Genomic DNA, 24,873 nt, shown 5'->3' with positions numbered 1-24,873 from the left:
ACACTATGCGATTAAGCAGCTTAAAACTCTCTGGCTTTAAATCTTTTGCGGATAGCAGCACCTTACAATTTAAAGCCAACCGTACCGCAGTCGTGGGACCAAATGGTTGTGGTAAATCCAACGTCATCGATGCAATCCGATGGGTGATGGGAGAGTCAAGCGCACGCCAGTTACGTGGTGGAAGTATGCAGGATGTCATTTTTACTGGGACAGCAAAGCGTAAACCAGTGGGAATGGCGAGTGTAGAATTACGCTTCGAAAACACCTATGGAAAACTAGGTGGAGCATATAACGCTTATAGTGAGTTGGCGGTACGTCGCCAAGTCAATCGCGATGGTAAATCTGAATATTTTCTTAATGGTACAAAATGCCGCCGCCGTGATATTACAGATATTTTTTTAGGAACAGGCTTAGGTCCTCGTTCGTATGCGATTATTGAACAAGGCATGATTAACCGTTTGGTCGATGCAAAACCAGATGAAATGCGCGTTTATATCGAAGAAGCTGCTGGAGTATCACGTTATCAAGCACGTCGTCGTGAGACGATGCAACATTTAGAACATACTCATCAAAATTTAAGTCGTCTAAATGACATTGCTGTTGAATTAAAATCCCAATTAAAGACACTAAAGCGTCAAGCAGAAGCTGCACTTCAATATAAAGCCTTAGAGACTGAAATTCGAACTTTGAAAGTTGAGATACTTTCATTTCAATGCCATCAAAGTGAACGAATTCAACAAGAATATACAACTGAAATGACTGAATTGGGTGAGCAATTTAAGCTTGTTCGTTCTGAACTCACCACTGTTGAGCATGATTTAACAGCAACAAATGAGTTATTTCAGCGATTAATGCAACAATCCACACCACTTCAGCAAGAATGGCAACAAGCTGAAAAAAAGCTGGCTGAATTACAAGCCAATTTGGATCAAAAACAGCAATTGTTTGCTCAAAATACTTTAACTTTAAAGCAGCTTGAAGAGCAAAAAATACAAACCAAAGAGCGGATGCAACTGATTGATATTCAGTTGGAAAATTTGATCCTCCAGCAAGAACATCAAGCAACAACATTGAGTGATACTGAATCAAATGCACAGCTTGATTTACAACAATTCAATGAGCTGAAGGCAAAGCAACTTGAAGCGCAAAAATCATTTTCTGAAATAAAAGCATTGGTTGAAAAGCAACAACAGCAACGTGCACAAATGTTGGCGCAGAGTGATCAATTGGCTAAAAATGTGCTTCGAATTGAGCAGCAAAAGCAAACTTTGGTCGAACAAAAATCTCAAAATCAAGCACAGTATGAACAGGATGATATTGACAATCTCCTGCATGAAAAACATGATGTACAGATTGAAATCGTTCGTCTAGAAGAAAGAATTGAGAAATTAGAAACTCAATTGAAACGTGATCAAATCTCATTGACTGAGCAAAAAAGTAAATGCACAGATTTGAATTCACACATCCAGATTTTGAAATCTGAACAAAAACAATTACAACAGCTTGTGGTGAAAGTCAGTCGACATGCATCGAAGAGCAATGACCCTTTAATGCAAAATTTGAAGCTAAAAGATCAGGCGAAACCATTTGCAGCATTGGTCGAAAAATTTCTGTCAAAGTGGCTGCATGCGAATACGTTAAAGAGTGAAGATTTATTTCAGACCGAATCTGCCCGTCAATTAAAAGTTATTCAGCAAGATGTATCTGGGACTGTACTTGGTTTACCCACATTAGCGAGCTGGATTGATTTCCCCCAAAACTCATTATGGTTAAACGTTGCGATAGCTCAAGATTTTGAGCAGGCGCTTCAATTACAGCCTCAATTAAAACAAGGTGAGTCTATTTTAAGTTTGGATGGCTATCATATTGGTCCTGACTGGATGATTGGTCTGTACTTTGATGAGTCGAGTCAAGATGCTCAAGGAGCACTTAGCCACCGAATTCGATTAGATGAAATTGATTCAGAGTTGACACAAATGGTGAAAGCGCATGAGTCAATGACGCTCAAACTCGCTGAGATGCAATTAAAGCTTGAACAAAAAAATAGTGAATGTACGGAGTTGCAAAAAGCGTTAAAAAATCATCAAGCCCTTGCTCACCAAGTTGAAGTGAAGATTGCAAAACAGCAAATGGCTCAGCAGGCTTTCGAGTCGCAAAATCTACACATCGAGTCACAAATTGCTCAACTTGATGCGCAGCTTGAAGAAGATGCGATGCAAAAAGATGATTTGGAAATCGATTTACATGCATTGATGCTTAAAATTGAACACAATCTTCCACACTACAAAACCTTAGAGTTTCAAGTTGAAGAATTGAATGATCAGGTTGAGCATCTTCAGGACTTAGTCTACAAAAAACAACAAGAGTTAGAAACAAACCGCCGTACTCATACGCAAAATCAGCAACAAATTGAGCTGTTGGAAAAAGATGCAAGTTTTCTAAAAACGCAATATCAGCAGATCATCACTCAAATTACACAAGCTAAAAATTTCGTGGATCCGATTCAATTAGAATTACCCACTTTGCAAAGCCAATATGAGGTTCAAAAGCAGCAGACTGAAAAGTTACAAAAGACTTGGTCCTCATGGCAAGTCGAACTTAATGAAATACAGTCTAAGCAACAAAAATTGACGGAGCTACGATTAAATCATCAGCAAAGTGATGAGCACTTTAGAACCCAGTTAGAAGAGAAGCGTTTAGCATGGCAAGTGGCTAAATCTGATTTACAACATTATGCTGAACAATTAAAAGAGCTTAATGCTGAATTATTAGAAAATATGCAAATCGATCTGAGTCAGCACCAACAGCAGTTAGAGCAAGCACAGCGTCAGTTTGACAAAATAGGCGCTGTGAACTTAGCAGCTTCAGAAGAGTATGAAGAAGTATCAAAGCGCTATGAAGATTTAAGCCATCAAATTGAAGATCTTGAAAAAACAGTCGCACAATTAAAAGACGCGATGAAAAGTATTGATCAAGAAACTAAAAAATTATTCATGACTACCTTTGATCAAGTAAATGCGGAATTGCAAAACTTATTCCCAAAGGTGTTTAATGGTGGTGAAGCAAGTTTAAGTTTAGAAGATGATTGGCAATCTGGTGTAAAGCTAATGGCTCGACCACCAGGAAAGAGAAATAGCTCTTTAGCATTGTTATCAGGCGGTGAAAAAGCACTAACAGCACTAGCATTAGTTTTTGCTATATTTCGACTGAATCCAGCACCATTTTGTGTATTGGATGAGGTTGATGCACCGTTAGATGATGCAAATGTTGGACGTTTTTGTAATTTAGTAAAAGAGCTTTCTGAACAGGTCCAATTCATTTACATTACACACAATAAAGTTGCGATGACGATGGCTACTGACTTACTTGGTGTAACAATGCCTGAGCCAGGAACATCGAAGTTAGTCACTGTTGATCTAGAAGAAGCGAAAGAATACGGTTTAGCTGCGGAGTCTTAATATGGAAATCAGTACCATTATCGGAATTGTGATCGCAATCGTGATCTGTTGCATAGGGTTGTTTATGATCCTGCGCAAGCCGAGTGATGCAGCACCGTCATTAGATGCTGAATTACATATAAATGAACAATGTAATCAACCCGTCATTCCGCGTCATGTTCGTAGTCTTTTACAGGCGCAAGCTGCTCCATTGGCTTCTTCTGAGCGCGTAGAACCAAGTTTGAAAGACATTGAAGCGAGTGAAGTGGCTCAATTGGATCAAACAGCTGTTCAACAAGCTACAAAGACGCCTGAAAATATTCAAGAAACTGTAGAAGTGGTAGATACAGTGCAATTGAATACTTCGGTAGACCTTGCAGAGAAAGAAAGTAAATCTCTGCTCGACTCCAGTAAAAACTCGGACAGCACTGAGACTGACCCACTAGAAAAAAATACAGAAACAGTCGAGAGTAAAGCTCAGTCGATTGATGGTGTAACCGACACTCAAAGTGCAGATATTATTTCCAAAGATTCAATCGTAGAAACTACAACTGAAGACGTGAAAAAAGTTGAGCCAAGTTTTGTATTAAATCCTAATATTCAAACTGCTGAAATCAAAGAATTTGAAGAAGAAAGCAGCATCTTGGATGTGCATTTACATGAACAGCAACGTTTTGATGATGAAAGTGCTTTAGCAAATGCCGAATACATTATTAGTTTGAATATGTATCCGAACCCTCGAAAAGCACTTTCTGGTGATAAAGCTTTGAAAGTGTTAATGAAATATGGATTGCGCTTTGGCGAAATGAACTGTTTCCATCGTTATGAAACTCCTGATGCAGTCAGCCCATTGCTGTTTTCCGTACTCAGAATCACAGATCAGGGTCCTGCAGGTTTCGATTTAGAAACATTATCTGGTGAACAAGTTCAAGGTTTAGCATTCTTCTTAGCATTACCGCATCATAATGTTCAAAAAGGCTATGACAGTATGGTGAGTATTGCAGGGCTTATTGCACGTGAAACAGATGGTACCGTCTATGATGAAAATAATCTTGAATTTACACCGCAGTTAAAAGAACACTGGCGCCATAAAGCGATCGACTATAGATCAGGTCAAGCTGTTTAATCACCTAGGTGACTTACTGAATTTGTGTAAAGTCATTTATACTGTTTAGGTTGAAATTATTGGGCGGAATTTTCCGCCCTTTCATATGGTGAAAATATGGATCAGAACGCTGTCGTTGCGCAAATGCGCCAACTCATTCAATTATTGGCTCGGCATAACCATGCTTATTATGTGATGGATCAGCCGACAATTGAAGACAGTGAATATGATCAATTGTTTTATCAACTAAAAAACTTAGAAGAACAATATCCTGATTTAGTACAGACGGATACACCGACCAATAAAGTCGGTGATAAACCTTTATCTAAGTTTGAAAATATTACACATACTGTTCCAATGTTGTCTTTGGGTAATGTGTTTAATCAGGATGAACTTTTTGCCTTTGCACGCAGAATTGAAGAGCGTTTACCTAACCAGAAAATCCAATACGACGTCGAACTTAAATTTGATGGGCTTGCGATCTCACTATGGTATGAACATGGTGTGTTGATTCGAGCGGTTACACGTGGGGATGGTGAAACAGGAGAAGTCATAACCCAAAATGTAAAAACAATTCGTAATTTGCCTAAAGTACTCATGATGTCTCAAGGTGTACCACCAGCGTTGTTAGAAGTTCGTGGCGAAGTACTAATGCCTAAAGCTGGATTTGTAAAGTTAAATGCTGAAAATGAGGCCAAAGGTGAGAAAACTTTTGCTAACCCAAGAAATGCAGCAGCTGGGAGTTTGCGTCAACTTGATCCGACCATAGCAGCATCACGACCACTTGCATTCTATGCTTATGGAATTGCGCAATGCATGCCACATCATGGTCTGAGCACGATGTCAGAGAGCTTAAATTGGCTTGAACAGTTGGGCTTTGCTGTTGGGGAAAAACATTTTGTTTGTGACAGTATTGAAGAGGTTCAAGCGGCTTATGAATCTGTAAATCAGGAGCGTCCAAACCTGTCAGTTGAAATTGACGGGATGGTCATCAAAGTCAATGATTTGAAGCAACAACAACAATTAGGCTTTTTAAGTCGTGAACCTCGATGGGCAACAGCATATAAGTTCCCTGCAGTGGCTGCGCTAACCACAGTTGAAAATATTGATTGGCAGGTAGGGCGTACAGGTACTTTAACGCCTGTAGCGCGATTAAATCCTGTATCGGTTGGCGGAGTCACAGTATCAAACGTGACTTTACATAATATTGGTGAAATACATCGCTTGGACGTGCGCGTTGGAGATACGGTGAGTGTCTATCGTAGCGGAGATGTTATTCCTAAAGTTGAAAAGGTTTGGCCAGAATTTCGACCTCTAGAAACCACTGAAATTCAATTGCCAGAACAATGTCCTGTATGTGCTTCTCCAGTTGTGATGCCCGAAGGCGAAGCTTTAGCACGATGTTCAGGGGGGCTTTATTGTGCGGCACAGCGTATAGAGGCGATCCGTCATTTTGTATCACGTAAAGCAATGGACATCGAAGGTTTGGGTGATCGTTGGGTTGAGTCTTTATTACATCTTGAACTCCTCAAAGATGTTGCAGACATTTACCACTTGCACGAGCATCGTGAAAAATTATTGACTATTGAAAAAATGGGTGAGAAATCTGTACAAAATCTCATCGACTCAATTGAAAGTAGTAAAAAAACAACATTAGCGGCATTTATTTACGCACTAGGCATTCGAGGAGTAGGCGAGACTACGGCTCGAATGTTAGCCAATACTTTCCAGACTTTAGATGCGCTGAAATCTGCTGATTTAGAAGCACTGAAGAAAACCCCTGATGTAGGTGATATTACTGCAGAATGGATATTAGACTTTTTCAAAGCTGAACATAATATTGAAGTATTAAATCGATTAATTGAGGCTGGAATTCATTGGGATGCACCGATAGCACCGACTCGACAACCTTTAAATGGTGAGAGCTGGGTGGTGACTGGTACTTTAAGCAGTATGGGGCGAGATGAAGCGACTCAACTCTTACAGGCATTAGGTGCACGTGTGAGTGGTAGTGTATCCAGTAAAACGAAATGCTTGGTTGCTGGTGAAAAGGCGGGTTCCAAACTTGAAAAAGCAGAAAAACTAGGTATTCCGGTGATGAATGAGGCTGAGTTTATTGCATTTATGATTCAGCATGGTCAGCTCACTGAACCTGAGTCTTAAGTGTATCTTGCACATAACGAAGGGCATCAATAGATGCCCTTTTTTCTCGAGTAATTAGATATTAACCACGTTTTTTGATAATGCCATCGTCAAGTAGCTGTTGAAAATGTTCTACGATACTTGTCTCAACGTCACGATATTGCATGCCTAATTCTTGCTTACTACGCTCAGCATTGAAGTAAATGGGGTAACCCACATTCAAGTCAACGAATTTTCGCGTATAGCCAAACAGAGGAGCGAGTAATTTGAATAAAAACTTGGGAGCAATCATTCGTGGGAAAGGATAGCGTCCACCATAATGTTGTCGTAATGTTTTACCCATTTCGAGTAGGGTCATCGTTTTAGCATTAATAATATATCGTCCATGTGCTTTAGGGTGAAGTGATGCTTGGATATGCGCATGAGCGACATCTCGAACATCGACTAAACCATTCCACATTGGAGGAACACCAAATAATGTCATGCCATTTCCAAATTGTTGAATGACTTCAACACTTCCAGATTGTGTAGAAGGTGTGAGTGATGGTCCAACAACCAATGAGGGATTGATGCACACTAAATTCCATCGAGATTGTGCCTTTTGCATATCCCATGCTTTGCGTTCTGCTGCGACTTTAGAGTAAAAATAAGGTTGGTGTTCGGCACTACTGGTGGTATTCCAATGGCTTTCTTCAAACTGGTTCTGCTCAGTTTTCAAAATATCCACTGCATCGCCATAAGTTGAAGCAATACTAGATGTGACAACGACACGTTTTACTGTATCTGTACGATTGACACTGTTCAGTACATTGGTCGTACCTTTTAATGCAGGGTCAATCAAGTCTGTGATTGGATCTTTAAAGTTAGTCACTAAAAAAGGTGACGCCATATGGATCACAATTTCACAGTCTTTCATTGCTTCATCAAACGAACCTTCTTCTAAGAGATTTGCTTGAAATAACTTTAAAGCGCCTGAAGTTTGAGATGCGATTTGTTCTAAATGTTGAAAACTTGAACTTTTAGTTAAGTCTCGTACAGTGGCGTGAACGGTGTATCCTTGTTCTAATAATTGTTTAATTACCCAACCAGCAATATAGCCAGTTGCACCTGTCACCAAAATCGGGGCAGTAGTCGTCATCATTGTTATTGCCTGATGGTCAAATAGATTCATTCTAAAATTAAAAAAAGGATTTGTCCTTGATCATTTTCAACATCAACTCAAATGTAATGATAGTCACTTCGATTGGTTACAAAATTAAATAGAGCTAAAATTTGTTTAAAACTGCTCTCGAATTTTTTTAACTGTATGCAAGGGGTTATTTTTTAAGTAAAAAATAAGTGATTCAAACTGCAAATGCGTATGTTTCTCATTTTAATTATATAAAAATCATAAACTTACACATTATATTTTTTGCAAAATAAGCTCTGATTGTTCATAATGTTGCTATTAAAGAATGGAGTGATTGAAATGCGTGGCAATCCAGAAGTCGTAGATTACTTAAATATGTTGATCGGTGGTGAACTGGCTGCTCGTGATCAATATCTCATTCATTCACGTATGTATGAAGATTGGGGTCTCACTAAGATTTTTGAGCGTATCGATCATGAAATGCAAGAAGAAGCACAACATGCTGATGCTATTATTCGCCGTGTCTTATTCCTAGAAGGCACACCGAATATGAATCGTGATGATATTGAAGTAGGTGAAGACGTCGTTTCATGTTTAAAAGCAGATTTAAAGCTTGAGTACGAAGTGCGTGAAAAATTAGCGCAAGGTGTAAAGCTTTGCGAGGAAAAAGGCGATTACGTGACACGTGATATGTTGCGTCAACAAATGTCGGATACCGAAGAAGATCATACCTATTGGTTAGAAAAACAGCTTCGCTTAATTGAACTGATCGGTTTACAAAACTATATTCAGTCTCAAATGTAAGTTAAAACCCAGCAAGGCTGGGTTTTTTTATACCTGAGTTTTGTCTGAATTGAATCATTTTTAATAATTATCTAAAAATCAAAGTGAAATTGAATGATTTGCTCAATGAGTTATTGTGCTTGGCTTTATATACTGACCGAAAACGATCAGCTAAGGATTGGCAATCATGAGTAAAATCTTATTAATTACCGGTTGGGGACTCGGAACAAAACCACTTGAAAACTTAAAAACTACTTTGGATATGGCAGGATTTCAAATCGATCTGATTAATATCTTTAATGCACTCGATCCTGTGGAATTATCTAAACATGTAGAGTTAGCTAAAAAAGTCGATGTCATTATAGGGTGGTCTTTAGGCGGGCAATTAGCAACGTTGCTCACCCAAAAGGTTTTCGAGCTTTCAGGTCAGGCAAAAACGTTAATTACTTTAGCATCGAATCCTTGCTTTGTTGCCAATGAACGCTGGTCTACAGGTATGCCGCTTTCTACTTTTCAAAGTTTTAGAGAATCTTTTGAAAATGACCCCATGACCACTTTAAAGCGATTTTGTTATCTGGTCTCACAGGGCAGCCAAACTGCTAAACAAGATTGGCAATCTTTGCAAAATTCAATTACGAGTGAAGAGCTAGATTTAAAAAAGCAGGGCTTGGATTTACTATATCATCTTAATACTGTCGAGATATTGAAAAATTATGTCGGAAAACAATTACATGTATTTGCTGATGATGATGGATTAGTTAGTAACAAAGTTCTAGATAATATCCGAAAGATAGATGCAAAGTTTTTTAAATTCGAAATTATCCCAGGTTCTCACTGCTTTTCAATTTTTAGAGCTACACAACTAAGTGACAAAATCGTTCAATATCTAAGAAAGAATGAGAAATCCTGATGAATATTGTCTAATCAGGCAATTCATAACAAAAATAATTCGCGTTATGCTCTGTCTAGATTAATAAGGACACTCTTCCAGGATGGTTGACGAATTCGATTTATCACACTTATGGCACCCTTATACTTCGATGTTAAACCCACTGCCGACATATAAAGTGAAAAAGGCTACAGGGGTGATGATTGAACTTGAAGATGGTCGTCAACTCATTGATGGTATGTCATCTTGGTGGTGTGCCATTCACGGGTATAACCATCCTCAACTTAATCAAGCTGTGTCGGATCAATTGCAGCACATGTCACACATTATGTTTGGTGGGCTTACTCATGATGCTGCGATTGAATTAGGGAAGGCATTATTAAAAATTACACCACCTCAATTAGATAAAATATTCTATGCGGACTCAGGTTCTGTCGCCGTTGAAGTCGCATTGAAAATGGCAGTTCAATATTGGACCGCACAAGATAAGAAAGATAAAACCAGTTTTATCACGACGCGTTCTGGTTATCATGGTGATACATGGAATGCAATGTCAGTTTGTGATCCCGTCACAGGGATGCATCAGGTCTTTGGTTCTAGCTTGCCTTCTCGTTATTTTGTTCCTGCACCGCAGACTCGATTTGATGAAGATTGGAATCCAGTAGATACTCTTGTATTGGCAGAAACTTTAAAAAACCATCATGCCGCTATCGCTGCCATGATTATTGAGCCGATTGTGCAAGGTGCTGGAGGCATGCGTTTCTATCATCCTGAATATTTACGCGAAGCCAAGAGGCTATGCGATCAATATCAGGTGTTAATGATATTTGATGAAATTGCCACGGGGTTTGGGCGAACAGGTAAATTATTTGCTTGGGAACACGCTCAAGTTGAACCAGACATCATGTGTATTGGTAAGGCGCTGACCGGTGGGTATATGACTTTATCTGCAACACTGACCACACGACATGTCGCTGAAGTGATCAGCTCTGGTGAAGCTGGCGTATTTATGCATGGACCTACATTTATGGCGAACCCCTTGGCTTGTGCTGTCGCCTTAAAGAGTACTGAGCTTTTATTGTCACAAGATTGGCAGTCCAATATTCAAAGAATAGAGCAAATTCTAAAACATTATTTACATAGATTAGATGATCAAGCGCATATTCAAGATGTTCGTGTGCTCGGTGCTATCGGTGTTGTTGAGCTTAAACAAAATGTTGATATGAAAACGCTGCAACAGCGTTTCGTAGAACGAGGCGTGTGGATTCGTCCTTTTGGAAAATTAGTTTATGTCATGCCACCTTTTGTGATTTCAGATGTCGAACTTACTGAGTTACTAACGCAGTTGGTGAGTGTTGTGATGGAACTTGCAGAGGAAATGAGATGAATCTGTTGGACTACTACGCAGAGCAGTTAGACTCATTAAAACAAACTGGAAATTTTCGGCAGTTTAAATCCATCGTTCAGTATGGAAAATGGGTTGAGCTTCAGCAACAAAGAATGTTGAATCTATCGAGTAATGATTATTTAGGGATTGCGTCAGATCTACAAATAAGAGAAGCATTTTTTGATCACTGTTCAGCAGATTCAAAAAGAATGAGCTCTTCATCTTCAAGGTTACTCACAGGAAATTATCCTGAATATGAGCAATTTGAATATGACATGAGTCAATCATTCAATCAAAGGGCAGTTCTGTTATTCAACAGTGGCTATCACATGAATATTGGTATTCTGCCTGCGATTGCTGATAGTCAAACTTTAATTCTTTCGGATAAATTGATTCACGCCAGCATGATTGATGGGATTCGCTTAAGTAAAGCGAAGCTGATACGTTATCGACATAATGATCTGCTTCATTTAAAGCAATTGATCGAGCAATATCATGATGATCCCTTGTATCAAAGAATCATTGTGGTAACTGAATCAATTTTTAGTATGGATGGTGATGAAACTGATTTAACTGCGTTGGTGAGTCTGAAATATCAGTTCAGTAAAATCATGTTATATGTAGATGAAGCACATGCTATTGGTGTTCGGGGAAAGCAAGGACTCGGTTGCGCTGAACAATATGCTGTCATAGATGATATCGATTTCTTGGTAGGAACATTTGGGAAAGCACTCGCTTCTGTTGGTGGATACATTGTGTGTCATCCAATCTTAAAAGATTATTTAATCAACAAAATGCGCTCTTTGATTTTTAGTACCGCACAACCACCCATCAACATGGCTTGGACGCATTTTATTTGGAATAAAATGAAAAAAATGCAGGAGCAACGTGCTCATTTAAGTGATTTGAGTCTGCAACTGCGTCAATATATTCTTGAGCAAGGTTACGAATGTCCTTCAAGCTCGCAGATTATTCCTTTAATTTTAGGTGATTCTCAGCGTGCACTTGAGCGCGCACAACAATTACAACAATCTGGTTTTTATATTTTGCCGGTTCGGCCACCAACGGTTCCACAAGGAAGTTCACGCCTGAGAATTTGTATGAATTCCCAGCTGAATCAAGATGAATTGGAGCGGTTGAAAGAACAATTATGAATGACTCTATGTTGAACAAATTTATTCAAAAAGAAATGATTGCTACTCGATTTGCAAAATCGCATTGGACTTATGCAGATCAGGCACGTATTCAACAAAATGTAGCGAAGCATTTAAGCGAGCTGATGCATCTTTATGTTTCATCTTCTGAGCTTACTAAAGTATTTGAAATTGGATGTGGAACTGGAAATCTAACTCAAGAGATGCTTCATCATTTTAAAATGGATCAAGTCATTTTGAATGATTTATATGCTGATGTTGAGCATACCATCAGTCATCATCAGCCTGTCGAGTGGCGTATTGGTGATGTCGAAAAAATTGAGTTACCCAAAGACCTTGATTTATGTGCCTCAAGCTCTGCATTACAGTGGATGTCTGAGTTTGAAAGATTGATACAGAAAATTTATTCGGCTTTAAAGCCCAATGGTTATTTTTGCTTTTCAACTTATGGGCCTCAGAACTTAAAAGAAATTAAATCCTTAACTGGACAAGGATTAAAATATTTTGATCAAAGCCAAATTAAAAGCTTACTAGAGCAGAACGGATTTGAAGTGATGCACTGTGAGCAACAATTGGCTCAATTACACTTCGCGCACCCAAAATTGGTCCTAAAACATTTACAGGCCACAGGTGTGACGGCAACCTCACAGGGGTTTCGTTGGACGAAGGAAAGTTTGAATCAGTTTTATCTAGGTTACCGACAATTTATTGCGACTGATGAGCAAGAGAATCTTGTATATCCTTTAACGTATCACCCTATATTTTTTATCGCACGGAGTAAGTCATGAGTGCTCAAATCTACTTTGTGAGCGGTATTGATACTGGAATTGGAAAAACATACGTCACTGGTTATTTGGCAAAAATTTGGCGTGAACAAGGGCGGAATGTCATTACTCAGAAATTAATTCAAACGGGTAATGTGGATGTTTCTGAAGACATTGAAAAACATCGTGAAATTATGGGATGTGGTTGGTTAGAGGAAGATACTCAAAAACTCACTATGCCTGAAATTTTCAGTTATCCTGCATCGCCTCACTTAGCGACACGTATAGATGGGCGAAGTATTGATTTCGCTAAAATTGAACAAGCGACTCAACAGTTGTCCTCTTCATATGAAGTTGTTTTACTTGAAGGGGCGGGTGGCTTGATGGTCCCTCTAACAACACAATATTTAACCATTGATTATTTGGTGGATAAAAAATATCCCATAATTTTGGTGAGTTCGGGGCGTTTGGGAAGCATCAACCATACTTTGTTGAGCTTAGAGGCACTGAAGCATCGTGGGCTTGAGTTATATGCTCTAGCATATAATTTGAATGCTGAATCTAACGATGAGCTTATTTCACGTGATACATCTGCCTACTTAAAAAATTATTTATCGCAACATTTTCCATCTGCTAAATGGATTGATATTCCTTTTATTGAATAAATGAAAAAAACCGCTCTATTGAGCGGTTTTTTTAGGGATTTAAAAAATTAGAACTTCTTAAAGCCTTTGTTAATACCAAAAGGTTTGCGTTGACCAAATTTATTTTCATTACGTGGTTTGTAATCAACAGAATTGCCGTTTACTTCACCTTTGTTTTCAGGACGCTTATTGCGGAAATCCTGATTTTCAGTGCGAGGGGCACGATTGTTGAATCGATTCTCAAAGCCTTCTTGACGTGGCGCACGTGCATTGAAACGGTTTTCTGAGCCTTCTTGACGCGGTGCGCGATTGTTAAATCGATTATCACTGCGGCTTTGATCAGCACCACCTTGACGGAAGTCACGGCGTGGTTCTTGATGCTCGCCTTCGTCACGGCGTTGTTGGCGTAAATAACCACCACGACGTGCTGCAAGTGGTTTCTCTTGCATACGTTCATTGCGGCGTTTCGCCATACCGTAAAGACCAGTACCTTGACGTGGTTTGAGCTCAACAGACTTAGTTAAGTTATCAATGTCATTTTTATCAAGTTCAATCCAACGACCTGTACGTAATTCTCGTGGCAGAATGACTGTACCATAACGTGTACGTAATAGACGGCTGACTTTCAAGCCTTGTGATTCAAAGATGCGGCGTACTTCACGGTTACGTCCTTCTTTTACAACCACTTGATACCAACGGTTAATCCCTTCACCACCAATTTCAGAGAATGACTCAAATTTTGCTGGACCATCATCGAGCATGACACCATCTGTCATGTTCTTTTTCAGTTGAGGGGTCACTTCACCCATCACACGTACAGCGTATTCGCGTTCAATTTCACTAGATGGATGCATTAAGCGGTTTGCAAGCTCGCCATCGTTTGTGAAAAGTAATAATCCTGTTGAGTTGATATCTAAACGACCAACCATGACCCAACGATCACCCGGAATTGATGGTAATTGATCAAATACAGTTGGGCGATTTTCAGGGTCGTTACGTGAACAGATTTCACCTTCAGGTTTGTAGTAAATCAATACACGACGACGGATTTCATCTTCAATTTGGAACTGTACTTTACGACCATCGATACGAAGCTCATCGGTTGGTTCGATACGTTCACCTACTTGAGCAACTTGACCGTTGACACTAACACGACCGGCAGCAATGACTTCTTCCATATAGCGGCGAGAGCCCAAACCTACACGTGCCAATACCTTTTGCAATTTTTCACTCATAACAGCATAACCTTAGAAATAATCATCAACAGTTCACCTATTTACGACTTGGGTGCGTGAGCATCCAATGCCATAAAAGCTTCCTTGGCATCCTGTAGGGGAGGCAGTTGATTTAAATCACTTAAACCAAAAGCATTTAAAAATTGTGGCGTTGTAACCAACAACGCGGGTCTTCCTGGAAGTTCCCGGAAACCAGACTCTTTAATCCAGTTCCAATCGAATAACGTTCTGAGTTGCTGACTGTTATTCGTGACTCCTCGAATTTGCTCAATATCGGCTCGGGTAACGGGCTGATGATAAGCAATCACTGCTAGAGTTTCTAACAATGATGGTGATAATTTAGTTGGACGTTCTGGCCAAGTTTGTGCAATCACTTGTCGATACTTAGCACGAACTTGAAAGCGAAAACCTTGAGCTGTTTCAGTCAGCTCAATTGAACGACCGTGTTGTAACACTGCAAGCTGTTGCAAATATGCGCGCAGTTGTTGTTTGGAAAATTGGTTTTGAAATGCCTCTTTCAAGCGTGCAATAGAAACAGGCGCTTCACTGGCAAAAATAATAGCTTCGAGCTGCATGAGCACTTCGTGGTGTAACTCATCAACTTGAAAGGAGTTTGATTGATCAATGGTCATATCATCAGCCCTTGAATTGCCAGCGGGGCTTCAATACCTGATGCAATAATTTGAACTTTTTGCTGACGTGTTAGCTCTAATATTGCCATAAACGTCACCACTAACCCCATACGGCCTTGACTTGGTTTTAAAAGTTGATCAAATTTCAAAACTTCACCTGATTTTGTCATCTGTTCAATATAGGCAATACGTTCTTCAAGCAAAACAGGTTCTTGAGTAATCTGGTGTGTAACAGGCTCTGGGCGATTAAAAATACAAAACATTGCATCGCGCAGAAGAGAGGCTTCATAACCTTCATTTACTGTATTAATTTGTCCAAGACTAACGTTGGGTAGAAAAGTATCACGGTCTAAAATTGGCATTTGACCGAGACGCTCAGCAGCTTGCTTGATCCTTAAATATGTCTCTAAGCGATCTATTAATTCTTGTTTTGGATCTTTTTCAATTTGAATTGATTTAGGTTTAGGAAGCAGTAAGCGTGATTTTAAATCTGCTAATAATGCCGCCATCACCATATAATCTGCGGTTAACTCAATATTGAGTGACTTCATACTGTCAATATATGACAAATATTGCGTTGCAATCGGAGCTATATCGAGCTGAAGTAGATCGAAACCGTTTTTTTGGATGAGGTAAATTAAAAAGTCGAGTGGTCCTTCGAAATGTTCTAATAGAATTTCGAATGCTGCAGGCGGTATATATAAATCTTCAGGAATCGTATCTTGCCACTCATCTAAAACACGGATGTGTGGAAGTGCGTCCATGGGATTATGGATAGCTTGAGTCATTACAATTATTAGCCACGCGAATTTTCAAAAGCATGTTGGGCGATTCAGGAGATCACATATCGAAATCAGTAAAAGGACAGTGATTCGAATAGCATAAAAACAATATGGGTATTCTAAATTAAATCGAGTGCTGAATATATCTTTATCCGCAGTTTTACGATAAAAAATTTGAAATAAATAGGTAGTATTTTTTAAGGTTATATAGATATATTTAGTGTTTTATCTAATAAATGTAAACTGGTATTCATTGTTAGCGTGTATTCGACGAGAAGTAAAAGAGTATGAATAATTTTCAAAAAGTAGAACAAAATGTATATGAACAAAGTGTAGGCATAAAAGTTCACTCATATACTCACCCTATAGACTCATTCAAAGCGTTGAGTGGAACGTATGTAAATTTATATCCCTTAAATTTAATTCAAAATATTGAAGAGCTTGCGAGAAATCTATTCCCGATTAAGATTGCAGATGAGTTTATTTCAAGCTTTACCTATTTGCCTTACGATGCGCCAACTTCGATTGAAGATTTGTCATATAAACTCTCATCGTAATTTGGTACACAAGGGAATATTTATTATGTTATTCGCATAGCGAAAAAACCAGTGGGGTGGATCGCATTGATGAATATCGGGTTGGATGATGGAGTGGTTGAAATTGGGAATGTATACTTCTCAGCAGATTTAAAACGGTCTAGAGCTGCTACAGAAGTATTATTTTTACTGTTGAATGAGTGTTTTACTTTAGGATTTAGGCGTATAGAGTGGAAGTGTCATGAGTTGAACTTAGCTTCCAAAAAAGCCGCGCTACGATTCGGTTTTCAATATGAAGGAATGTTTAGACAACATAAAGTGGTCAACGGAAGAAACCGAAACACGCTTTGGTTTTCAATGTTGGATGAAGAGTGGCTGACTTTAAAAGAAAGTTATTTAGCTTGGCTTGAACCAAGCAACTTTACGCAAGAGGGTCAACAAATAAAGACCCTCCAAGTAATTTATAAAGAAAAATCAGCGTAAATTAAATAAAGCGAGATGAATGGTGAGGCATTTTACTCAAAAGCACTCACATCACCCACGCCACGGCGGATAATTTCAGGTTGACTTCCTGAGAGATCAACAATACTTGTTGTTGTTAATGTGCCAAGTCCACTATCAATAAAAACATCAATTCTTTTACTTAATTGTTGTTCTATTTCATATGGATCATCCAAAGGCTCAGTTTGACCTGGAAGAATCAGGGTGCTGGTGAGTAAAGGCTCACCCAGCTCTTTAAGAAGCATTTGACAGACTGGGTTGCTCGGTACACGTAAACCAATGGTTTTCTTTTTGGGGTGCATCAAGCGACGAGGGACTTCACTTGTCGCTTGCAAAATAAAGGTGGTAATCGCAGGTGTATTATTTTTAAGCAGACGATAAGTTGCATTATCCACTTTTGCATACGTTGCAATATCTGAGAGATCCGCACATAAGATCGCATATTGATGCTTAGCACCAAGATCACGGATTTGAGCAATTCGTTCCATTGCTTGCTTATTACCAATTTGGCATCCGATGGCATAGGCCGCATCTGTTGGATAAACCACGACATCGCCTGCACGTATTCTTTCTACTGCTTGAGTAATAAGTCGAGATTGTGGATTGTCAGGATGTACTCTTAAATGAAGCATTTTATTTTCTCCTGATTATTTTTTCGTATTATTGCGTGCATAGACATTCACTTCAATGTCATGAATATATATTTACTAGACTTAATCTAGCGATGCACGAGAAAATTCATCCAAATGTAATGTTTTGCCACTTCTGAGACACTTACAGATGCACTGAATAAAGTGTTGAGCATCTCTTGGAAGCTGAGCGTCACCTGAAAAATAGCGCTGTACTTGAGCATAAACATTGTCTTTAAAAGACTGTCCATCACCACCTTCACCCGTTAAATTGTCCAGAGAAACGCGGAATTTTCGACCAAAGGCTGTGGCAAACATCCATTCTATTGCTTGAGGTTTAATTTCGACTTGTTCAAATAGGGCTTGTTGTTCAGCGGTTCGACCATCTGGTGCATACCAGTAGCCAAGATCAGGAAGAGTGCGACGATGATCTCCTGCGATTGTCCAATGACTTATTTCATGTAAAGCACTATTGAAAAATCCATGTGCGAATTGGATGCGAGCGGGTTGTTGGTCTGAGGCAGGGAAGTATTCAGGTTCAAAGTCGCCTTTGACTAATGTGACATTTAAGTGGGAAAACCAATGATTAAAGTGTAAGATAAGCCAGTCTACCTGTTGAGCTTCTGTTTGCAGATTTACCCAAGGTGCGAGTTGCACGCGGTCTAAGTGATCGGTCAAATTTGAGGTCGAAGGATAGTGTAACTGTAATGAAGTTGTGACTTCAGGTTGCGGCTGCAACTGATGCATGACTTGATTAACCCAAATGATCTGTCTGAATAAGTGCAAAATTGTATCTTAATCTTTGACAGAGTACTTATGAATTTGTAGAATTGCCGCCTTAATTATGTCAGCAAATACCTTTCCGGCACAGATTGAGCCGTTTAAATGGGCTGAACAGGGCTTCACATGGTCAGGTACACTGCCATTGTCGCGCTTTGTTCGTATATCCCGTGAAGCTGTTGGGTCAATTGATAATCAATTGATCAACATAGACTGTAAGCTATCAATGGATGCGTATCATCGTATCGTTTGGCTTGATGGTAGTGTTGAAACGAAGGTTCCAATGGAATGCCAACGTTGTTTGGATACTGTTGAATTACCTCTCGAATTGGACTTTCATCTGGCTTTAGTCGATGATGAGTCACTGATAGAGCGCTTGGATGAGGATGCTGATTTCATCGTCTTAGGTGAGAGTGAAGCAACGACAAAAGGTTCATTTGATGCACCTGCAACCGCTGATTTACTTTCTCTCATAGAAGATGAATTGTTATTGTTGATTCCTTTGTCACCAAGACATGAGTCTTGTGAGCATAAGCATCAACCTGCCCAAGAAGAAGTTGTTGAAGAAAAACGAGATAATCCGTTTGGTGTTTTGGCAGCTTTGAAGGGTAAACTTAACTAATTTTTGTGTTATACTCTTAGGTATAAGACAATCGAATTTGTTCTGATCCATTTTTTCGATCTTTGTAAGGAGCCATCATGGCCGTTCAGCAAAACCGTAAAAGTCGCTCTCGCCGTGACATGCGCCGTTCACATGACGCTTTAACCGAGAATGCATTAACAGTAGACCAAACGACTGGTGAAACTCACCGTCGTCACCACGTAACTAAAGATGGTGTCTACCGTGGTCGTCAATTATTCGCTAAAGCAGCTGATGCTGAATAATTGGTGATGTATTAAGCGTCAAGCTTAGTAGAAAAAATGGGAGCGTAAGCTCCCTTTTTTTATTTCTATTTTTTGTTGTATTTGGCAATTACCAAAGCTTTTTTTTAATGATAAATTTCGCTCAATCAAATCAGTTAAGACTTGAGTTTGATGTTCAAGATGATCGAAATGAATCAAAATTGAATAGTCAAGCTCTGAATAAAGGATTTTTATATGTCTGCTAAACGCCTCGAGCAAGCCGTTCTTGCGACCAAAACTGCATTTGTTTTTCCTGGACAGGGTTCTCAAAAAGCAGGAATGTTAGCGGAGCTTGCAGAACAGTTTAGTAGTGTGCAAGAAACGTTTGCTGAAGCTTCTGAAGCACTCGGCTTTGATTTATGGCACATTGCGCAAAGTGGTGAAGGGTTAAACCAAACTGAATTTACACAACCAGTACTGCTCACAGCAAGCATTGCTTTATGGCGTGTATGGCTAGAGCTTGGTGGTGTCGTTCCTAAATATTTAGCGGGACATTCACTGGGTGAATACAGTGCATTGGTTGCTGCAGAATCTTTAAGCTTAAAAGATGCAGTTAAATTGGTGAACTTACGCGGTAAGTTGATGCAAGATGCTGTCCCTCAGGGTCAAGGTGCTATGGCTGCGATTCTTGGTCTTGATGATGCTAAGGTTGTAGAACTGTGTGCTCAAGTCACCGCTCAAGGTGAGGGTTCGGTGGAAGCTGCAAACTATAATGCACAGGGTCAAGTTGTGGTGGCAGGTGATACTGCACGAGTTGAAGCGTTAATGGCTTTGGTAAAAGAGCAAGGTGCAAAAGCAATTGCGTTACCAGTATCAGTACCATCACATTGTTCATTAATGAAGCCAGCAGCAGCAGAGTTTGCCAAAGCTTTAGCAGATGTTGATATTCAATTACCTCGCATTCCAGTGATTCAAAATGTCAATGCACAAGTGGCTGACAGTGTTGATGAATTGCGTACAGCGTTGACATCACAACTTTATGAGTCTGTCCAATGGACTAAAACACTTCAAGTATTGGCTGATCAAGATGTGAGCTATGTTGTTGAATGTGGTCCTGGGAATGTATTAACAAATTTAGCAAAACGTTTAGAACATGTTGAAAAAGCATTGCCTTTAGATACTAAATCTCGTTTAGAAGATGCTTTAAATACTGTATTAGTTGCAGAAGGGAAAATTGCATGACGCAGGAACGTAAAGTCGCGTTAGTGACAGGTGCAAGCCGTGGTATTGGTGCTGCGATTGCACAACAGCTGATCGAAGATGGTTTTTTTGTCGTAGGAACAGCTACATCTGAGTCTGGTGCTAAAAAATTATCTATACAATTTGCTGAACATGGTGCAGGAAAAGTACTTGATGTTCGTGATGGAGCTGCAATTGATGCACTCATTACAGATATTGAACAAAGTTTTGGCCCTGTACTTGTTCTTGTGAATAATGCAGGTATCACAAAAGATAATCTACTGCTTCGTATGTCTGAAGATGATTGGGATGATATCCAAAATATTCATCTTAAAGCAGTATTCCGTCTCTCTAAACGTGTATTGAAAGGTATGACGAAAGCGAGATTTGGACGAATTATCAATATTAGTTCTGTCGTTGCGCATTTTGCAAATCCAGGTCAAGCAAATTATTCCGCTGCGAAGGCTGGGATTGAAGCTTTTAGCCGCAGTTTGGCTAAAGAAATGGGCAGTCGTCAAATTACTGTCAATAGTATCGCGCCTGGATTTATTGCAACTGAGATGACTGAACAGTTAAGTGATGAAATTCAGAAAAAAATGAGTGATCAAGTGGCATTGAACCGTTTTGGTCAGCCTCAAGATATCGCAAATGCAGTAAGTTTCCTTGCTTCTGATAAAGCAAGTTACATTACTGGTACGGTATTACACGTGAATGGCGGTTTATACATGGCGTAATGCGATGTATAAACTTTCAAATATATCAAGATTCAATTAAACTATAGGCATTATACGCCGCCACAAGCAATGAGGAGAATTCCTGTGAGCGATATCGAACAACGTATCAAACAAGCAGTAGCTGAACAACTTGGCTTAAAAGCTGAAGAGATTAAAAACGAAGCATCTTTCATGGATGACTTAGGTGCTGACTCTCTAGATCTAGTTGAGCTTGTAATGTCTTTCGAAAATGATTTCGACATTACTATTCCTGATGAAGACTCTAACGAAATTACAACTGTTCAATCTGCTATCGATTATGTAACTAAGAAATTAGCTTAATCATCAGATTCAGTTCTTTTCGAACTTAAAAGCTACCTTTATGGTGGCTTTTTTTTATTAAGGATTAAATTGCAATATTACATTAAGTTACCTTAAGTTTAAGAAAGATAACGGCGTTAGGTATAGTTCTTCTGTATAAAAATTAAGGGATCTAAATTATTTGATCACCAAACTGAAATAACAATAGGAGAATAACAATGGGTCTTTTTGATTTTGTGAAAGGTATTGGGAAAAAGAATACCGCACCAGCTGAGCAACAAGCTACACCAGCAACGCCAGCAGAGCCATCTGCTCAAGAAGTTGCGAATAAATTATTGGGGCATATTAAATCACTTGGCTTACCAGTAACAGGACTGTCTGTAACTTATAATGCAAGCAGTGATTTAGCGACTGTAAAAGGACAAGTGCAAACTCAAGCAGATCGTGAAAAGATCATCTTGGCTGTGGGAAATATTGATCATGTTGCTCAAGTCGATGACCAACTTACTGTTTCAGCTCCAGAGCCTGAAAGTAAATTCTATACAGTAAAATCAGGGGATAATCTTTCAAAAATTTCTAAAGAGTTTTATGGTGATGCAAATCAGTACAACAAAATTTTTGAAGCAAACCGACCATTACTTAAAAATGCTGATGATATTTTCCCTGGACAGGTTTTAAGAATTCCAAACTAAAATATCAATGAATCTAAAAGACCGAGATTTAAATCTCGGTCTTTTTTTGATCCAAAATTTATTACTAAGTTTAATTTAATTATTAAAAATGAAGCTAAAAATATAATTCGTTTTAAATTTTATTGGAGAAAAATTAAAAAAATGATGAAGAAAAATTAGACAATGTTTTTTTTTATCAAAACAAAATTGAAATTGTATAAAAATATATCAAATAATCTTAATTATGATCTAAATTTAAATTAACTGGTAAGCTTATGATTTTTATGAAATATATTTAAATTTATAAAATTAAATTGTTGATAATTAACAATAATATTTATATTTCAGATATTAAACTTATGTTGCATGGGGTTTTATTTTGTAATTTTAAATAAAAACTATAGTAATTTTGTATTAATTATAAAGTCTCTTAAAATTTAATAAGCGAGAATATATTGACAATATTTATTATATTTGTGATATGAATCAAACAAATGTAATTTTTTGGTGAACAAAACACTAAATATTATTTCTTTTTAAAACATATACTTGTAAATATTTATAAAGAATTAAGAGTAAATACAAAAATTTGTTAATTTAGTTAAATTTTGACTGACATTTTATGACGTTTACTTTGATTTTCTATCTGTTAAAAAAATAGAGGGTTAAAGAATATCTTAATAATACTGGGTGACGTCATGAAAAATTTAGAAATATTATCAAAAAACGATGGGGCGGTTTTAGAAAAGACTACTGCTAATAAAATCGTATTAAACCAGAACTCAATTGTGAAAATTGATGCATCAATCGAAGAGGTCTTAAACTTTCAGAAAGAAGGAAATTCTTTAGTTATTAATTTTAAAAATGGCGAACAATTAGTTGTAGAAAGTTATTTTGACGATCCCTTAAATAGTCATAATATTTTATTTAATGACAATGGTCAGCTTTATTGGGTTGAGTTCACAGATGCTGCCAATGAAATAGCTTCGACTATTAAATATTATCCAATTGATGATATTTCAGCACTTATCGCTGGAAACTCAAGTACAGCTTTGACAGGGTTAACTCCATGGTTAATTGCAGGGGGATTAGCTGCTGGAGTAGTTGCTATTGCAAATAATATGAGTGATTCTGATAAAAAATCTAATTCTGTATCGCCGGAACCAGAACCACCAATTAACGATGAATTAGAAGAAGCAAAACAGCTCGTTAATGATGCAGAGAAAGCTTATCAAGATCTTAAAGATTTGATTGAAGATAAATTAAATGATGGGTTAATTACTCCCGAGGAAAAAGCTGAATTAGAGGAAGCATTACAAGATGCGAAGGATGCTAAAGATGCTGCTCAAGATAAAGTCGATAACTTGGTAGATGGCGAGGCAAAATCTGATTTACAAGATCGACTAGATGATTTGGTTGATGAAGAGTTGCCAGCAATTAATGATCAAAATGGTGATGGTGTACCAGATGATCTCGAGCAAGCTTTACTAGATGCTGAAGAAGCTGTAGCCAATGCTGAACAAGCGTACGAAGCATTAAAAGATTTAATTTTAGAGAAGAATGAAAACGGCCTGATTACACCTGCTGAAAGAGCGGAATTAGATCAAGCTAAAGAGGCTTTCGAGAGTGCCAAAGCCTTAGCAGAAACTAAAACAAATTTATTACCAGAATCAGTTCAATCTCAAAAAGATGCTTTGCAGGAACGTCTTGAAGATTTAGTGGATATCATCCTACCTGAAATTAATGATGAAAATGATGATGGTATCGTAGATGATATCGCTGAAGCACTCATTGAAGCAGAGTTGGCTGTTGCGGAGGCTGAAGCAAAGTATGCAGCTGCTGAAAATGCTTTAACTGTTGCAAATCGTGATGGATTAATTAATCCAACAGAGCTTAATGCTTTACAGAATGCTTTAGAGCAGGCACAAATTGCTAAGTCAACTGCTCAAAGTAAAGTAAATGCTCTACCTGAATCTGTTCAGGAGCAGAAAGATGCCTTTCAAGATCGATTAGATGATCTGACTGACATAAGTTTGCCTGAAGTAAATGACGCAGATGGTGATGGCATTGTAGATGGCTTACCAGAAGCGATTAAGGAAGCGCAGTCAGCTGTAGAAGAAGCTGAAGCTAAATATGCTGAAGCTCTTAATAATTTAGCTTTGGCTCAAAAAGATGGCTTAATTAACCCGCTTGAACTCAGTATTCTTGAACAGAAAGTACAGGCTGCACTTGATGCAAAAGAAGTTGCTCAAGATAAGGTAAATGTATTGCCAAATGGAGCGATTAAAGATGGTTTACAAGATCGTCTAGATGCTCTTGTAAATATTGACTTACCTGAAGTCAATGATGCAGATGGTGATGGCGTACCAGACGGCGAAGATATTACACTTGAAGAAGCGACAGAGGCAGTAGAGGCGGCTGAAGCAGCATATGCTGAGGCAGAGCAAGCACTAGCAGATGCCGAAGCAGATGGTTTAATCACGCCAACAGAACTTACTGAGCTGACTCAAGCACGTGATGATGCACTTGCTGCTAAAGAAGATGCACAAGCGAAAGT

At 38.6% G+C, this 24,873-nt stretch carries 24 protein-coding genes; 18 read left to right on the top strand and 6 right to left on the bottom strand.

Annotated features, from left to right (window positions below; genetic code table 11):
• The first annotated feature begins 5 nt into the window (after window positions 1-5).
• The 3 genes from smc to ligA all read left to right on the top strand — a co-directional run bounded on the left by smc (window position 6) and on the right by ligA (window position 6,705).
• Window positions 6-3,458 carry a chromosome segregation protein SMC gene (gene smc / locus AC1M9H_RS10295; RefSeq protein WP_481613319.1) on the top strand — a complete coding sequence of 1,151 codons (3,453 nt, stop codon included), beginning with the start codon at window positions 6-8 and terminating at the stop codon, window positions 3,456-3,458.
• A gap of 1 nt (window position 3,459) precedes the next feature.
• Entirely contained in the window at window positions 3,460-4,563 is a 1,104-nt protein-coding gene (locus AC1M9H_RS10290; protein WP_481613318.1) for a cell division protein ZipA C-terminal FtsZ-binding domain-containing protein, read from the top strand.
• Window positions 4,564-4,659: 96 nt separating this feature from the next.
• Window positions 4,660-6,705: an NAD-dependent DNA ligase LigA gene (gene ligA / locus AC1M9H_RS10285; protein ID WP_035269246.1), complete on the top strand. Its 2,046-nt coding sequence runs from the start codon at window positions 4,660-4,662 to the stop codon at window positions 6,703-6,705.
• A gap of 61 nt (window positions 6,706-6,766) precedes the next feature.
• Here ligA and AC1M9H_RS10280 read toward each other — a convergent pair whose 3' ends face one another.
• Entirely contained in the window at window positions 6,767-7,831 is a 1,065-nt protein-coding gene (locus AC1M9H_RS10280; RefSeq protein ID WP_481613385.1) for an SDR family oxidoreductase, read from the bottom strand.
• 321 nt (window positions 7,832-8,152) lie between these two features.
• Here AC1M9H_RS10280 and ftn point away from each other — a divergent pair, with 321 nt between their 5' ends.
• The 6 genes from ftn (at window position 8,153) to bioD (ending at window position 13,455) form a co-directional block, all read left to right on the top strand.
• Window positions 8,153-8,617, top strand: a complete 465-nt coding sequence (gene ftn, locus AC1M9H_RS10275; RefSeq protein ID WP_481587223.1) for a heteropolymeric bacterioferritin subunit Ftn — start codon at window positions 8,153-8,155, stop codon at window positions 8,615-8,617.
• A 163-nt stretch (window positions 8,618-8,780) separates the two neighbouring features.
• Entirely contained in the window at window positions 8,781-9,506 is a 726-nt protein-coding gene (locus AC1M9H_RS10270; protein WP_481597917.1) for an alpha/beta hydrolase family protein, read from the top strand.
• Window positions 9,507-9,588: 82 nt separating this feature from the next.
• Entirely contained in the window at window positions 9,589-10,872 is a 1,284-nt protein-coding gene (gene bioA, locus AC1M9H_RS10265; RefSeq protein ID WP_481613317.1) for an adenosylmethionine--8-amino-7-oxononanoate transaminase, read from the top strand.
• Entirely contained in the window at window positions 10,869-12,026 is a 1,158-nt protein-coding gene (locus tag AC1M9H_RS10260; protein WP_481613316.1) for an 8-amino-7-oxononanoate synthase, read from the top strand. The genes bioA and AC1M9H_RS10260 overlap by 4 nt, the downstream gene beginning before the upstream one ends.
• On the top strand, window positions 12,023-12,814 hold the full coding sequence (gene bioC / locus AC1M9H_RS10255) for a malonyl-ACP O-methyltransferase BioC (RefSeq protein WP_481613315.1): 792 nt from the start codon (window positions 12,023-12,025) through the stop codon (window positions 12,812-12,814). Before AC1M9H_RS10260 ends, bioC begins: the two co-directional genes overlap by 4 nt.
• Window positions 12,811-13,455: a dethiobiotin synthase gene (bioD, locus tag AC1M9H_RS10250; protein ID WP_481613314.1), complete on the top strand. Its 645-nt coding sequence runs from the start codon at window positions 12,811-12,813 to the stop codon at window positions 13,453-13,455. Before bioC ends, bioD begins: the two co-directional genes overlap by 4 nt.
• Window positions 13,456-13,502: 47 nt before the next feature.
• Here bioD and rluB read toward each other — a convergent pair whose 3' ends face one another.
• Genes rluB through AC1M9H_RS10235 form a run of 3 tightly spaced genes read right to left on the bottom strand, consistent with a single transcriptional unit; the run spans window position 13,503 to window position 16,089 of the window.
• The gene (gene rluB / locus AC1M9H_RS10245; protein WP_081403293.1) at window positions 13,503-14,669 is read right to left on the bottom strand and encodes a 23S rRNA pseudouridine(2605) synthase RluB; all 1,167 of its coding nucleotides are present in this window, start codon (window positions 14,667-14,669) and stop codon (window positions 13,503-13,505) included.
• Between the two features lie 41 nt (window positions 14,670-14,710).
• A complete protein-coding gene (scpB, locus tag AC1M9H_RS10240; RefSeq protein ID WP_035269219.1) occupies window positions 14,711-15,301 on the bottom strand; it encodes an SMC-Scp complex subunit ScpB in 591 nt (196 codons plus the stop codon).
• A complete protein-coding gene (locus AC1M9H_RS10235) occupies window positions 15,298-16,089 on the bottom strand; it encodes a segregation and condensation protein A (protein ID WP_481597909.1) in 792 nt (263 codons plus the stop codon). Before AC1M9H_RS10235 ends, scpB begins: the two co-directional genes overlap by 4 nt.
• A gap of 281 nt (window positions 16,090-16,370) precedes the next feature.
• Here AC1M9H_RS10235 and AC1M9H_RS10230 point away from each other — a divergent pair, with 281 nt between their 5' ends.
• Both AC1M9H_RS10230 and AC1M9H_RS10225 read left to right on the top strand, forming a co-directional pair.
• Entirely contained in the window at window positions 16,371-16,640 is a 270-nt protein-coding gene (locus AC1M9H_RS10230) for a hypothetical protein (protein ID WP_481613313.1), read from the top strand.
• A gap of 18 nt (window positions 16,641-16,658) precedes the next feature.
• Complete coding sequence (locus AC1M9H_RS10225; protein WP_481613384.1) at window positions 16,659-17,102, top strand: GNAT family N-acetyltransferase; 444 nt, start codon at window positions 16,659-16,661, stop codon at window positions 17,100-17,102.
• A gap of 32 nt (window positions 17,103-17,134) precedes the next feature.
• On the opposite strand, the gene AC1M9H_RS10220 is transcribed toward AC1M9H_RS10225, so the two are convergent.
• On the bottom strand, window positions 17,135-17,752 hold the full coding sequence (locus AC1M9H_RS10220; protein ID WP_035269212.1) for an L-threonylcarbamoyladenylate synthase: 618 nt from the start codon (window positions 17,750-17,752) through the stop codon (window positions 17,135-17,137).
• Window positions 17,753-17,833: 81 nt separating this feature from the next.
• Complete coding sequence (locus AC1M9H_RS10215; RefSeq protein WP_180028321.1) at window positions 17,834-18,496, bottom strand: elongation factor P hydroxylase; 663 nt, start codon at window positions 18,494-18,496, stop codon at window positions 17,834-17,836.
• Window positions 18,497-18,593: 97 nt separating this feature from the next.
• Between AC1M9H_RS10215 and AC1M9H_RS10210 the strand changes: the two genes are divergently transcribed.
• The 7 genes from AC1M9H_RS10210 to AC1M9H_RS10180 all read left to right on the top strand — a co-directional run.
• Window positions 18,594-19,151, top strand: coding sequence for a YceD family protein (locus AC1M9H_RS10210; protein WP_179999015.1), 558 nt, complete (start codon window positions 18,594-18,596; stop codon window positions 19,149-19,151).
• Between the two features lie 77 nt (window positions 19,152-19,228).
• Window positions 19,229-19,414 carry a 50S ribosomal protein L32 gene (rpmF, locus tag AC1M9H_RS10205; protein WP_035269206.1) on the top strand — a complete coding sequence of 62 codons (186 nt, stop codon included), beginning with the start codon at window positions 19,229-19,231 and terminating at the stop codon, window positions 19,412-19,414.
• A 213-nt stretch (window positions 19,415-19,627) separates the two neighbouring features.
• Window positions 19,628-20,614, top strand: coding sequence for an ACP S-malonyltransferase (gene fabD, locus AC1M9H_RS10200; protein WP_481613312.1), 987 nt, complete (start codon window positions 19,628-19,630; stop codon window positions 20,612-20,614).
• Entirely contained in the window at window positions 20,611-21,345 is a 735-nt protein-coding gene (fabG, locus tag AC1M9H_RS10195) for a 3-oxoacyl-ACP reductase FabG (RefSeq protein WP_481613311.1), read from the top strand. The genes fabD and fabG overlap by 4 nt, the downstream gene beginning before the upstream one ends.
• An 84-nt stretch (window positions 21,346-21,429) precedes the next feature.
• Complete coding sequence (gene acpP, locus AC1M9H_RS10190; protein ID WP_035269198.1) at window positions 21,430-21,666, top strand: acyl carrier protein; 237 nt, start codon at window positions 21,430-21,432, stop codon at window positions 21,664-21,666.
• A gap of 197 nt (window positions 21,667-21,863) precedes the next feature.
• On the top strand, window positions 21,864-22,337 hold the full coding sequence (gene lysM, locus AC1M9H_RS10185) for a peptidoglycan-binding protein LysM (protein ID WP_481613310.1): 474 nt from the start codon (window positions 21,864-21,866) through the stop codon (window positions 22,335-22,337).
• A 677-nt stretch (window positions 22,338-23,014) separates the two neighbouring features.
• The coding region (locus AC1M9H_RS10180; protein ID WP_481613309.1) for a GA-like domain-containing protein at window positions 23,015-24,873 on the top strand (1,859 nt) is incomplete at its 3' end.

It is taken from the genome of Acinetobacter sp. ANC_7512, assembly GCF_056779935.1.
This window is presented reverse-complemented; position numbering and strand designations above follow the sequence as displayed.

Excerpts from the sequence above, each read along its gene's own strand:
- smc (WP_481613319.1), top strand. The coding sequence starts at position 6 with ATGCGATTAAGCAGCTTAAAACTCTCTGGCTTTAAATCTTTTGCGGAT.
- AC1M9H_RS10290 (WP_481613318.1), top strand. The coding sequence starts at position 3,460 with ATGGAAATCAGTACCATTATCGGAATTGTGATCGCAATCGTGATCTGT.
- ligA (WP_035269246.1), top strand. The coding sequence starts at position 4,660 with ATGGATCAGAACGCTGTCGTTGCGCAAATGCGCCAACTCATTCAATTA.
- ftn (WP_481587223.1), top strand. The coding sequence starts at position 8,153 with ATGCGTGGCAATCCAGAAGTCGTAGATTACTTAAATATGTTGATCGGT.
- bioA (WP_481613317.1), top strand. The coding sequence starts at position 9,589 with ATGGTTGACGAATTCGATTTATCACACTTATGGCACCCTTATACTTCG.
- AC1M9H_RS10260 (WP_481613316.1), top strand. The coding sequence starts at position 10,869 with ATGAATCTGTTGGACTACTACGCAGAGCAGTTAGACTCATTAAAACAA.
- bioC (WP_481613315.1), top strand. The coding sequence starts at position 12,023 with ATGAATGACTCTATGTTGAACAAATTTATTCAAAAAGAAATGATTGCT.
- bioD (WP_481613314.1), top strand. The coding sequence starts at position 12,811 with ATGAGTGCTCAAATCTACTTTGTGAGCGGTATTGATACTGGAATTGGA.
- rluB (WP_081403293.1), bottom strand. The coding sequence starts at position 14,669 with ATGAGTGAAAAATTGCAAAAGGTATTGGCACGTGTAGGTTTGGGCTCT.
- scpB (WP_035269219.1), bottom strand. The coding sequence starts at position 15,301 with ATGACCATTGATCAATCAAACTCCTTTCAAGTTGATGAGTTACACCAC.
- AC1M9H_RS10235 (WP_481597909.1), bottom strand. The coding sequence starts at position 16,089 with ATGACTCAAGCTATCCATAATCCCATGGACGCACTTCCACACATCCGT.
- AC1M9H_RS10230 (WP_481613313.1), top strand. The coding sequence starts at position 16,371 with ATGAATAATTTTCAAAAAGTAGAACAAAATGTATATGAACAAAGTGTA.
- AC1M9H_RS10220 (WP_035269212.1), bottom strand. The coding sequence starts at position 17,752 with ATGCTTCATTTAAGAGTACATCCTGACAATCCACAATCTCGACTTATT.
- AC1M9H_RS10215 (WP_180028321.1), bottom strand. The coding sequence starts at position 18,496 with ATGCATCAGTTGCAGCCGCAACCTGAAGTCACAACTTCATTACAGTTA.
- AC1M9H_RS10210 (WP_179999015.1), top strand. The coding sequence starts at position 18,594 with ATGTCAGCAAATACCTTTCCGGCACAGATTGAGCCGTTTAAATGGGCT.
- rpmF (WP_035269206.1), top strand. The coding sequence starts at position 19,229 with ATGGCCGTTCAGCAAAACCGTAAAAGTCGCTCTCGCCGTGACATGCGC.
- fabD (WP_481613312.1), top strand. The coding sequence starts at position 19,628 with ATGTCTGCTAAACGCCTCGAGCAAGCCGTTCTTGCGACCAAAACTGCA.
- fabG (WP_481613311.1), top strand. The coding sequence starts at position 20,611 with ATGACGCAGGAACGTAAAGTCGCGTTAGTGACAGGTGCAAGCCGTGGT.
- lysM (WP_481613310.1), top strand. The coding sequence starts at position 21,864 with ATGGGTCTTTTTGATTTTGTGAAAGGTATTGGGAAAAAGAATACCGCA.